Source organism: Bacteroidota bacterium, from assembly GCA_018692315.1.
Lineage (GTDB): Bacteria > Bacteroidota > Bacteroidia > Bacteroidales > JABHKC01 > JABHKC01.
On record JABHKC010000153.1, the window covers coordinates 1 to 12,969 of the forward strand.

At 31.7% G+C, this 12,969-nt stretch carries 8 protein-coding genes; 5 read left to right on the forward strand and 3 right to left on the reverse strand.

Annotation, left to right across the window (positions count from 1 at the left end; all coding sequences use genetic code 11):
- The first annotated feature begins 15 nt into the window (after nt 1-15).
- The 5 genes from HN894_11490 to HN894_11510 all read left to right on the forward strand — a co-directional run bounded on the left by HN894_11490 (nt 16) and on the right by HN894_11510 (nt 7,894).
- Entirely contained in the window at nt 16-1,182 is a 1,167-nt protein-coding gene (locus HN894_11490) for an LruC domain-containing protein (protein ID MBT7143949.1), read from the forward strand.
- 166 nt (nt 1,183-1,348) lie between these two features.
- Nucleotides 1,349-2,632: a hypothetical protein gene (locus HN894_11495; GenBank protein ID MBT7143950.1), complete on the forward strand. Its 1,284-nt coding sequence runs from the start codon at nt 1,349-1,351 to the stop codon at nt 2,630-2,632.
- Between the two features lie 18 nt (nt 2,633-2,650).
- On the forward strand, nt 2,651-3,856 hold the full coding sequence (locus HN894_11500) for a hypothetical protein (protein MBT7143951.1): 1,206 nt from the start codon (nt 2,651-2,653) through the stop codon (nt 3,854-3,856).
- Nucleotides 3,857-3,929: 73 nt separating this feature from the next.
- Nucleotides 3,930-4,700, forward strand: coding sequence for a hypothetical protein (locus tag HN894_11505; protein MBT7143952.1), 771 nt, complete (start codon nt 3,930-3,932; stop codon nt 4,698-4,700).
- Between the two features lie 14 nt (nt 4,701-4,714).
- Nucleotides 4,715-7,894 carry a M1 family metallopeptidase gene (locus tag HN894_11510; GenBank protein ID MBT7143953.1) on the forward strand — a complete coding sequence of 1,060 codons (3,180 nt, stop codon included), beginning with the start codon at nt 4,715-4,717 and terminating at the stop codon, nt 7,892-7,894.
- A gap of 71 nt (nt 7,895-7,965) precedes the next feature.
- On the opposite strand, the gene HN894_11515 is transcribed toward HN894_11510, so the two are convergent.
- From HN894_11515 to nifJ, 3 genes are all read right to left on the reverse strand, one after another.
- Nucleotides 7,966-8,346, reverse strand: coding sequence for a DUF1987 domain-containing protein (locus HN894_11515; protein MBT7143954.1), 381 nt, complete (start codon nt 8,344-8,346; stop codon nt 7,966-7,968).
- Nucleotides 8,347-8,364: 18 nt separating this feature from the next.
- Complete coding sequence (locus tag HN894_11520; protein MBT7143955.1) at nt 8,365-8,919, reverse strand: hypothetical protein; 555 nt, start codon at nt 8,917-8,919, stop codon at nt 8,365-8,367.
- A gap of 252 nt (nt 8,920-9,171) precedes the next feature.
- Complete coding sequence (gene nifJ, locus HN894_11525) at nt 9,172-12,708, reverse strand: pyruvate:ferredoxin (flavodoxin) oxidoreductase (protein ID MBT7143956.1); 3,537 nt, start codon at nt 12,706-12,708, stop codon at nt 9,172-9,174.
- Nucleotides 12,709-12,969: the final 261 nt, after the last annotated feature.

Genomic DNA, 12,969 nt, shown 5'->3' on the forward strand with positions numbered 1-12,969 from the left:
AATTGGAAAACCGACATGAATGTAATAATTGATGTTGATTTGAATATTGATGGAACTGTGTATGTTTTATCAACTGAAAGTGATGACATTGTTTATCTTGTAGCAAGTTCAGTTAATAAGCAATTAAATGCCAAGATCAATGTAAATAATTCAGTTACTGAATTAAAGATTAGATTCAATGGAGAAGACAAAGTTCTTTCTATTGAAAATGAAACTGTTTCGTGTTCTTTTGCAAACACCACTAAGTCGGCAATGGCTGATAGTGATGGTGATGGTGTGGATGATCTTGACGATGACTATCCAGCTGATATAACAAGAGCATATGATAACTTTTGGCCAGCAAGTAACTATGGAACTTTAGCCTTCGAAGATATGTGGCCACACGAAGGAGATTTCGATTATAATGATTTAGTTGTTGGATTTCAGTATCAAACTGTTACAAATGGTTCAAACCAAGTTGTTGAGATATTCTGTTACTTCGATGTTCGTGCAATTGGAGGTATGTACAGAAACGGATTTGGTGTTCAATTTGCTGACATAGATCCAACCGATGTTACTTCAGTAGCTGGTTACGATATGGGAGTTAGCGAAAATTATGTTTCTTTACATGCAAATGGATATGAAGATGGTCATACAGGCGAATTGGTAGTTCTTGCCTTTGAAGATGCATGGGAGATTCTAGTAAAAGGAGATACTACTTTTGGTGTAAATGTTGAACCTCTGCAAAATGATCCTGTTGAATCTGATACAATTACTGTTACAATTACTATGGCAAACACAAATTATACTTATCCAGGTAATTTTGACGCAGAAGATTCTAATCCTTTTATTTTGGCTAATATCAATGTTTATGATCCAACTGACGCAAATTTAAGAAGAGAAATTCACCTAAAAGATGAAGCTCCGACTGATTTGATGGTAACTGATACATTGTTTGGAGATTTTCATGACACTTCAGTTGTAGCCAATGGAGAATATTATTATTCAATTGCCTACCATGCACCATGGGCATTGATGATGCATGATGTTGTATTAGACTTTGATTGGACTATAGAAGGGGACTCTTCTATAGCACGTGGATATTTGAAATTTACTTCTTGGGCAAACTCTGACGGTCTGAGTGATACTGATTGGTGGTCCGGTACTGGTGGATTATACAGAGATGAAGCTTACATTTGGTAGAAATACTTATTAATCTTATAATAAAAAAAAGGAGGCAAAGTTTGACCTCCTTTTTTTATTATTTTTAAATTGAAAAATTCAAATTATTTTCTTTTTATTAATTTAAATTATAATTTTGTCTTTTTGTTGGGTGTTTAAGATAATATTCGAAATATTAATTTTATAGATGAAAGCGTTCTTTGTTATTTTGTTATTGGTATTATTCATTAATAATACATTTTGCAATGCATCAGAAAAAGTAATAAATGAAAATAGAATTTGTTCCAGACTATCAAACGAAGGATTTGAGAATGTTGCCGTTCTAATTGAAAAAGAAACAATCTATATTACACTTGAAAATAGAATATATAGAAATGAATCAGAAGGAATTATTAAAGCAATAGATCATATCGTTGAATTTTTAAGTAAAACAAATAAATTAATTCTTATTACTCAAAAATATGGTATTCCATTTTTAAAGATAAATATGGTTGTGGAAGATTATATTAATTTTAAAATAGGGAAAATAAGTATAAATGATTTTCTTAATTCATTTGATATTTCAATTTGCAATTCTGAATCTGAAAAAATTCATAGCATAGAAAAAGTAAATCGAACAAGTGGAAAGTTTGAGTTAGTAATTGAACCGCAAATAAAATTTATGTTTGGCGATTATGCTGCTCCGTTTAAAAACAAATTAGATATTTTACCATCACTCGAAGCATCGCTTTGGAAAGGAATGAATGCAAAATTTCAGTTTGTTTTACCATTATGGAATTATGATTATTCTGAGAAATATGATTATTCAAGATTTGGCTTGTTTACAATAAACCAAACTTTTAGATTGCCCTGGAAATTCTTTTCAAATTTTACCTTAGGATATTTTACTCAGAATCAATATGGTTATGAATTCGAAATCGGGAAGTATCTCCTTAATGGCAGCTTATTTTTGCAAGCTAATTATGGAAAGACCGGTGTTTTAAGTTATGTAAAAAATGGATATTCTGGCTTTTACAATGATTTTTACAAGGAATCTACTATAGAATTTACAGATATGTATTATAATAGTTGGAATGCTAGCATAGAATTTACTGAAAAAAAATACAATTTACATGTAAATATTGCTTATGGAAAATTTCTGTACGAAATGAAATCGTGGGAGATAAATGTTTTTCGTCAGTTTAATGAAGTTAAACTTGGATTGAGATCGCTGCTAATGGATGGAGGTGGAAAAAATTTCGGATTTAATATTTGCATTCCACTTTACCCAAGAAAGTATGCTGGCAACCAGGTATTTAGGCTAAGGACTTCTGAATATATTAGCTATTCTTATCTTGCCACTCAAGATATTATATACAAATATGAAACACAAAATAGGCATAATGATATATATGGTTTGATTAATCCAATAACAATAAAAAATCAAATAGTTGATTATTTAAAAAAAATACGTATTTTTACGACTGATTAATAAATAAAATTTTAGAAGATGAAAAACAGAATTACAATTTTAGGACTTGCATTATTCTTTGGAATATTGATGACATTTCAATCATGTGAATTTGCAAAAGTTGAATCACCTGAAATAGATCCGACATCAAATATTGAATTTGAAAATACAATTTCCGGATTTGTTAAAACAGCAAGCAGCGAAGAAGTAGTTTCAGATGCAAAAGTTTATGTTGGTGATGTATTAGTTGCATTAAACGAAGAAGGTAAATTTTCATATTCTACAAAAAGTATTGAAATTGGAAGCTACATTATTGTTACAGCCGATGGATATATTGAAAGTAAAATAGCAATAGCAAATCAATTTGATAATTCATTATCATTCCATTATGACTTTTACTTAACAGAAAAACAAAGCATACAATCAATTAATGTAGATGATGGTGGTATGCTTCAATTTGATGGTGGTGAAGCTGAATTACCAGCTGATAATAACATTACCGTAAATAATAATCCTGTTGAAGATATTGAAATATCTATCACTCCATTAGACAAAAAAACAACATATGGGAAATTTGTTGATGGAGCACCAGTTCAAATGTTTAATTTTGAGCCACATGGAGCGGTTTTTGAAAAACCATTGGTTATTACCTTCCAGGCAGATTATATTGATGATGGATCAAATCTAAAATATGTAGTGTTGAATGAAGAGACCAATATTTGGGAAGTTCAGACAAATACTGTAAGTTTTGATCCTCAAACAAAAACTGTCAGCGTTGAAGTGTTTCATTTCTCAGGTGGAGGTATTATTGACCCAAATATAGATGTTAGCCTTGATACCTTACTATCAAGCATTCGTAAGACTGAATTGTTATCAAATTGTGATTGCCCGTCAACTCCTCAAATGAAAGAGTTTTGGTATGATTATGTATTACAACTATCATTTGGTGCAGACAATGAAGCTACTTGGACAGAACTTCAAACACTTGGAATATTTGCCCAATTAGGTATTCCATATTCTCAAAGTTTAGTTGACGGACAAACAATAATTGGATTTGCATTTTTCCCTTTAATGGGATGTACTGCTATTGAGATGAAATTGTATTCAACTTACAGAGAAATAAAAGGAACATATACCTTTAATGGTGAGATCAAAACATTTCATTTGATATATAATTACGGTTTTTCTGTAAGCCCAACATTTGATGTTTGTCCTGTATGGTCGGGATGCCATCAAGGGTGTTAAATAATATTCTAAACTAGAAATAAAAAGGGAGTGAAAATAATTCATTCCCTTTTTAGTTTAAGAAATTCTAAGTATGCAAAAAATTGTTATAATATTTTTATTATTAGTTTCATCCATAGAATTTTTTGCTCAAACAACTGGGGAAAGAAATATTCATTATTCTCCCTCAACAACTGGAAATATTGGTTTAGTGATGATCCCGACAGCTCGGTTTGCTCGGGATAAGGAAGTTATTTTTAGTATTAACAGTTTGTCAAAGAACCATGCTTTTTTACCAAACAAGGAAGAGAAAATTGGCGAAAAACTTTATTCAGTAAGTGTCAATTTTTTACCATTTGCCGAAATTATTGCTACTGTTACACGTCCGGATAATATTGAAGATGTTTTGTGGGGTGTTGGAGACAGGTCTATTAAAGGAAGGCTGAAAATATTATCTGAAAGAAAATATATTCCTGCATTTGCAATCGGACTTCATGACGTTTTCTCAGCAAATCATTATCAAAGTGCAGCTTATATAGTTTGCTCAAAAGAAGTTGCAGTTTCTAAAACAATGATTATTGACAATCATATTGGATATGCTGCAAACTTGTTAAATTCTCCATGGAAAAATATTGAGTTATTTGAAAACTCTCAGCCTTTTCTATCCGGATTGTTTTTCGGAACTTCACTATATTATAAAAACTTAGCATTGATGTGCGAATATGATTCTGAAAAGTTTAATTCAGCAATTTCAATATTGTTATTTAATCACTTTGGTTTTCAGCTAAAAACAATAGGATTTAATTCATTGTCTTTTGGCTTAAATGCAAGGCTAATTCTTGGTGAACCAATTAGCATATTTTAATATTTTGTATAATTATGAAAAAAAGACATGTATTTGTAATTGTAGCTTTATTGATAAATACATTTTTATTTGCTCAAAAATACAATCCACTTCAAAAACCAAATACATATCAAAATGTTGATAATCCGCTTTACTGGAAAAATAGGAAACCAATAGAAGGGTACTGGCAGCAGGATGTTCATTACAAAATTAAAGCAAGATTAGATGAAGAAACTGATATCGTTTATGGTGAAGAAATACTTAAATACACAAACAACTCACCACACGAATTGCATCATGTATTCTTTCATTTATATCAACAAGCTTTTCAACCTGGATCGTATGCCGACAATCAGTTGAAAAATGTTGAATATTTCAGACAATATGGAAGCTATGAACAACAAAAACTTGGTTGTATAATAGAATTTGTTAAACACGACAACAAAATTCTGAAAACAGAAATAGACAATACAATTATTAAAGTTTTCCTTGAAAAGCCATTAAAATCGGGTGAAACTATTGAATTCAATATCAAATTTAAAGCATATTTCGAAATAGATACGGAATGGCGAAGAATGGGAGTATATAAAGTTCAAAATTTTAAACATTACAATGGTGGTCATTGGTATCCACGGATTGCTGTATATGATATGAAATTTGGCTGGGCTACCGATCAACATTTTGGCAAAGAGTTTTACGGCGACTTCGGAACATACGATGTTGAACTAACTTTAGCAAGCAATTTTATTGTTGAAGGAACAGGTTTTTTGACCAATCGAGCAGAAGTTTTGCCCGACGATTTAAGAAAAAAATTAGATATTTTAAATTTTGTAAACAAGCCGATAGGCGAGGCACCATCAGAAATAATCCCATATGAAAAAGGAAAAGTGAAAACCTGGATTTTCCATGCTGAGAATGTTCACGATTTTGTGTGGACTGCCGACCCTACCTACAGAATTGATGAAAAAGAATGGAATGGTATAAAAGCCATTGCTTTGGTTCAGGAACAAAATACTGCAAATTGGACTCAAGCTGCAAAAACTGCTATTGACGTGATAGAAATGTTTTCAAAAAAATTTGGCATGTATAATTATCACAAAGTAATTGTTGCTGATGCGCGTCAAGGTATGGAATATCCTATGATTACATTGGATAGTGGTTCTGATCCTAATCATCAATTGTTTGCACACGAAATTGGCCATCAGTGGTTTTTTGGGCAAGTTGGCTCCAACGAAACCTATCGAGGATTTCTCGACGAAGGATTCACTCAGTTCTTAACAGTTTGGGCATTGCAAGAGTTTAAAAATATAGGGATTGAAACAAAAAACTTTAACAGTGATGAACTTAAAAATAAAAATTTCAAAGAATACACGCCTAGATTTGAGTATGTGTATGAAAGATATTTAAAAAAGGCAATAAGAAATGAGGAGGGCACTCTAAATTCTCATTCCGACGATTTTGACTCTTGGCCAGAATATCGCGTAGTTTATCGAAAAGGAGCAACAATGTTGTTCAATCTTCAATATGTTTTAGGTGATAGTTTGTTTTTTGAATCGATGAATTACTATTTCGAGAAATGGAAGTTTTGTCATCCATATCCAGAAGATTTCCGCAAGGCAATTATTGAATTCACACAAGTCGATTTAAATTGGTTTTTTGACGAATGGTTAGAAACTTCTAAAATTATTGATTATGCAATAAAATCTGTTAAAAGATTGAAAAAAAACGACAATTACATTGTGAAGTTTAAAAGAATTGGCGAAATGCAAATGCCAATAGACTTTTCTGTGATAGCAAAAAGCGACTCGACATATAATTTCCATATTCCAAATACATGGTTTGTGAAAGAAACAGATGCTACAGTTTTACCAAAATGGTTTGGTTGGAGAAAAATTCAACCAGAATATTATGCAAAAATTACAGTTCCATCTGGGATAAAAAATATTAAAATCGACCCAAGCTTAAGATTAGCAGATATCAATATGTTAAACAATACCAAAAAATTTCCAATTAAATATTTTTGGAGAACTCCATATAGCAATACAGATAATTGGACAAAATATATGTTTTATGTTTCCCCCGATGTTTGGTATAATGCAATAGATGGATTTCGCTTTGGGCTAAATTTGCATGGCGATTATATGAAATATTTACATAAAGTTGATTTCACAATTTGGTATAATTCTCATTTGGCTATACAAAAAAAACTATTCGATGAAAATCTGAAATACGAAAAAATTTCTTACAAACTTTCTTATTCCACCGGTTTAAACAAATATTTAGATCAAACTACTTTTAATGTAAATGCCTTATATTCTGAAGGTTTAGAAAGTTATTCTATTAGTTTTATTAAGAAATTTAATTCAAAGCAAAAGGTCTATTTCCTTTTAAAATCTATGATTCGAGAAGAATCTCAAGATATTGCATATCTGATTTATCCGAAAGATTGGGGGGCAGGAAATTATAACAATACTGTGAATTTTGGTTTTGAAATAAATAAAAAATACAAGAAAAGTAAATTAATCTATAATTTCTATTTTAAAACTTCAGCATTAAGTAGCGACTACAATTTTACTTTTGCTTCATTTTCAACTAAATATTATAAAGAAATAGGAAAGTTTGATTTGTCGAATCGAACATTTTTTCAATTTGGATTTGGAACGAATTGGGCAAAAGAGTCTTCTTTATATCTTGCAGGTGCCAATCCGGAACAATTGACAGATAATCAATTTTTCAGATCAGTAGGCTATTTCGCTCACGATTGGTATGGCTTCGGAGATCAGACAAATCATATTCATAGTGGAGGTGGCTTAAACCTTCGTGGGTACTCTGGCTATTTTGCAAACTATGAATTAAGTAATGGAGATATTAAGCAAACATATTTTGGTTCAACTGGGGCTTCCACAAGTTTTGAATTAGATTTTGATAAATTAATTAAATCTAATTCAACCATTATTAGAAATTTTATAAAATTCGATACTTATCTGTTTTCCGACATAGGAATCATTAACTATAATGAGCCAGAAGAGGCTCTAAAATTTGCTGATATTAGAGTAGATGCAGGAATTGGAGCCGATTTGAAATTTTATTCAGAGTCAAGTTCAGCTCCGTTAATTCTACGTTTTGATGTTCCAATATTTTTGAACCACCCTTCGTATGAAGATAATGATTATATAACATACCGTTGGCTAATCGGTATTGGACGAGCATTTTAATATAGCCTGAGTTAAACTAAAAAAACCGTAATAATAAATTACGGTTTTTTTGTTTTTAAGTAAAAAATATTTTATATTTCTATTTCAATCATTTTAAATGGAATTTTAATAATTGATTGATAATCATCGCCAGCTTCAAGCATGTCTTCATCATCTTCTTCGTAATGCCAATTTATACATACACTTTTGCCATTATTAAAAATCGACTCTAATTTTTTAAATACATCCAGAATACATTTCGATGAACTTGTATTAAAATATTCCAATTGGATATTTACATTGGTTTCATCTTGTGGATTTTTTGCATACCGGTCAAGCCAATCAATCAATGGGTTATAGAATTCAATCGAATTTTCCGGTATAGATCTACCTTTTATTTCCACCAAGCCTAATTTGGCATCGAATTTAATACTTGGTGTTTTAGGTGTACCGATTAATGAAATTTGCTCCATATATTAAACATAAAAAAATTAATTATCTATTGAAAGCTTAATATCTAAGCTGAAGAAAAAATAATCTTTGTTATAGTCATGAAAATTATACTCTAGCTTATTTCCTGTACGTCTTGCAATATCAATTAATCCAAGACCACCACCGCCTTTGTCGGTATATTCTTCATTTCCTAAAACGTATTTATACAAATTCTTCCTCTCAATTTTGTCAAGAGAATTAACTTGATCCATTCTGTCTTTTAATAACTTTTTCTTTTCGACTTTTAAAAAATTCCCTGAAGATATTTTGAAAGAGTTTTCGGTTTTTGAAAGAACAAAAATACCAAATCTTTTATCCATCTTATTTTCATCTTCAGGAGCATCATCAATATGATGATAAAGGTTCTGTAAACTTTCTATGACAATATTAAAAACTTTTTTTATTATGGTAACTTTTACTTTAGTTTCGTATAATTTTTCTTCTATCGAACTAAGTACAGAATTTATTGAATCTGTAGAAATACTCCCTTCGTATGAAAAGAGAATTTCTCCATAATTCTTTTTTTTGTACCAATCATGAACATTTAAATTCATAACAGAATAATCAGTTACATAACAATTTATCAGATGACAAATATATGAATTTTTTTATTAAAATAACTAAAAAATCATATACAAAAATATAATCAAATAAATGTTAAATATGTAGATTTTAGATGAAAATAATGCAATTTATTAATTTGCAAAAATTCAAGCTGAAAATTTGAAGTAGGAATCGCGGTTTAGGTTTTAAATTGAAATCATAAAAAAATCCGCAATCTTTAGAAAGCGGATTTTTTAATGAATTTATTCTGAAAAGTCCATTTTGCTGAACCTTTCATAATTTTTATGCCTAAATTTCGCATTCTCCTCGGCAGCTTTGAATAATTCTTCTGCCTCTTTCGGGAAAGCTTTTTGCAATGATGTATATCTTACTTCACCAGCCAGAAAATCTTGGAATTTACTCCAATTGGGTGGTTTAGAATCGAGGATGAATGGATTTTTTCCTTCTTTTTCCATTTCAGGATTATATCGGTAATTAGTCCAATATCCAGCTTCAACTGCTCTTTTTTCTTCGCTTTGTGTTCGTGTCATTCCACCTTTCAAACCATGAGCAATACAAGGAGAATATGCAATTATCAATGATGGTCCCGGATATGCTTCAGCTTCTTTTATTGCTTTCAAACATTGGTTTTGATTGGCACCCATAGCTATTTGAGTTACATATACATAACCATAAGATATTGCCATCATTCCAAGGTCTTTTTTCCTGATTTTCTTTCCTGAGGCTGCGAATTTTGCAACTGCTCCAACTGGTGTTGATTTAGAAGCTTGTCCGCCTGTATTTGAATATACCTCTGTATCTAGAACTAAAATATTTACATCTGCTCCAGATGCTAAAACATGGTCTAATCCGCCGTATCCAATATCATATGCCCAACCATCGCCACCAAAAATCCATGTCGATCTTTTCACAAGGTATTGTTTCAAGGCAAGAATTTCTTTACTGATTGTGCTATTTTCATTTTCTAAGATTGAAACAACTTGTGCAGAAGCTAATTTAGAATTTGCTGCATTGTTTTTATTTTCAATCCAACTCGTGAAAGCTTCTTTTAGCTCTTCTGAAATGCCATTATTTAAGGCTTTTTTCATTTTCATTTCAATTCTTTCGCGTAGTTTGTCGCTTGCGAGAGACATTCCATAGCCATATTCTGCATTGTCTTCGAAAAGAGAGTTTGCCCAAGCAGGACCTTGTCCTTTGCTATTTGTACAATATGGTGTTGAAGGAGCAGATCCTCCATAAATTGACGAACAACCTGTTGCATTTGCAATTGTCATTCTATCGCCATATAATTGGGTAATAGTTTTTACGTAAGGAGTTTCACCGCAGCCTGCACAAGCTCCTGAAAATTCAAATAGCGGTTGTGCAAATTGGCTATTTTTTACATTTTTCTCTTTTGGTACAACTTCATCTTTATATCCAACTTTGTGGTGCATATATTCCCATCTTTCGATTTCGGAATCTTGTGTTCCAAGTGGCTTCATTTCAAGAGCTTTTCCTTTTTTATTTCCAGGACAAACTTCAACGCAGTTATTACATCCTGTACAATCGAGAACACTAACTTGAATTCTGAATTGATACTCTTTTGTAGCTCCCATACCTTTTAAAGTTTCAGTATTTTCAGGAGCATTTTTAAGTTCTTCGTCTGTAAGTAAAAATGGTCTGATTACAGCATGAGGACATACATAGGCACATTGGTTACATTGAATGCAATTTTCGCTTATCCATTCAGGTACATTCACTGCTATTCCACGTTTTTCATACTGTGTTGTTCCAGCAGGAAATGTTCCATCTTCTCTACCATTGAATGCACTAACCGGCAAGGAATCTCCTTTCAGACTATTGATAGGTTCCATAATATTCCTGATGAAATCTGGAATATTTCTCTTGTCAATTTCTTCTTTGTCTTCAAGATTTTTCCAATCTTCAGGTATTTCTATTTTTACAACATCGCCTCCTTTGTCAACAGCTGCATAATTCATTTTCACTATATGCTCACCTTTCAAACCATACGATTTTTCAATAGCTCCTTTCATTTCGGCTACTGCCGATTCGTACGAAATTACATTTGAAACCTTGAAAAAAGCAGATTGCATAATTGTATTTGTTCTTTCGCCAAGACCTATTTCACTTGCAATTTTTGTAGCATTAATTATGTAGAAAGAAATATTTTTTTCAGCCATGAATTTCTTCATATGTACTGGCAGCCTGTCTTTTGTTTCTTCAATGTCCCAAATGCTATTAAGTAGAAATACTCCATTTTCTTTCATACCTTTTAGCATATCATATTTGTAGATATATGCTGGAACATGGCAAGCAACAAAATCGGGATTATTTACAAGATAAGTCGATCGAATAATTTTATTGCCAAATCGAAGGTGAGATGTTGTTATTCCTCCAGATTTTTTAGAATCGTAAGCAAAATAAGCCTGAACATATTTATCAGTAGAATCACCAATAATTTTTATAGAGTTTTTGTTAGCTCCAACTGTTCCGTCAGAACCTAATCCATAGAATTTTGCTTCGAATGTTCCTTCCGGAACGGTTATCACATCTGGAAGAATTGGCAATGATGACATCTTAACATCATCGACTATGCTAATAGTGAAATGGTTTTTTGGATTATCTAATTTCAAATTATTATAAACTGAAACAATATCAGATGATACAGTGTCTTTCGAACTAAGACCATATCTTCCACCGACTATTATAGGAGCATTTTCTTTATTGTAAAAAATATCGCGTATGTCAAGATACAAAGGTTCGCCATTTGCACCAGGCTCTTTTGTTCTGTCAAGTACAGCTATCTTTTTTACAGTTTTTGGAAGTGCCTGCATCAAATGTTTTTCAGAGAAGGGGCGATATAGGTGAACTACAATTACACCGACTTTTTCGCCATTTTGATTCATATATTCAACTACTTCTTTTATTGTTTGGGTAACCGATCCCATTGCAATAATGATATTTTCAGCATCTTCTGCACCGAAATAATTGAAAATGTGATATGGACGACCTGTCATTTTTGTAATTTCCTGCATAAGTTCTTCAATCATATCAGGAATTGGATCGTAAAATTTTGAAATTGCTTCTCTTGCCTGAAAATATATATCAGGATTTTGAGCAGTACCACGAGTAACAGGATTATCTGGATTTAGAGAGTTATCTCGGAATTTTTGAAGAGCTTCGAAATCTACAAATTGTTTTAAATCTTCTATTGATAGCGCTTCAATTTTCTGTACTTCGTGCGAGGTTCTGAAACCATCGAAAAAGTGAAGGAAAGGTATTCTGGATTTTATTGCTGCAATATGAGCCAATCCTGCAATATCCATTATTTGCTGCACGCTTCCTGTAGCGAGCATTGCAAAACCTGTGTTTCTGGCAGCCATAACATCGCTATGATCTCCAAAAATTGACAATGCCTGCGATGCCAAACTTCTTGCACTTACGTGAAAAACTGCTGGAAGCAGTTCGCCGGAAATTTTATACATGTTGGGTATCATCAGCAATAATCCTTGCGAAGCAGTATATGTACTGGTGAGAGCACCTGCCTGCAATGAGCCGTGAACTGCTCCCGATGCACCGCCTTCCGACTGTAATTCAGAAACTAAAACGGTTTCACCAAACATATTTTCTTTCCCTGCGGCTGCCCACTCATCAATATTTTCTGCCATATTTGAGGAAGGTGTAATAGGATAAATTGCAGCAACTTCGCTAAACATATATCCAATATACGAGGCAGCATAGTTACCATCGCATGTTATAAAATTCTTTTTATTTGCCATTTTGTATATATTTAATTAAACAAATTTTTCTCTAAAATTTTGCACAAAATTAGAACAAATTATTTAATAAATATATGTTGTTTATCATATATTAATCTTTAAACAAGATTTATTGTGGGTGTGATTTTATTTCGATCTTATAGCTTTAATAATAAGCAAATTGTGTGTATTGTAGAGCAATAGTAATTAGTAATTATTTTGCTAAATATCTAAATTAATTTCTGAAAATATCATAAGCCTCAAAACCTAAATAATAAATTA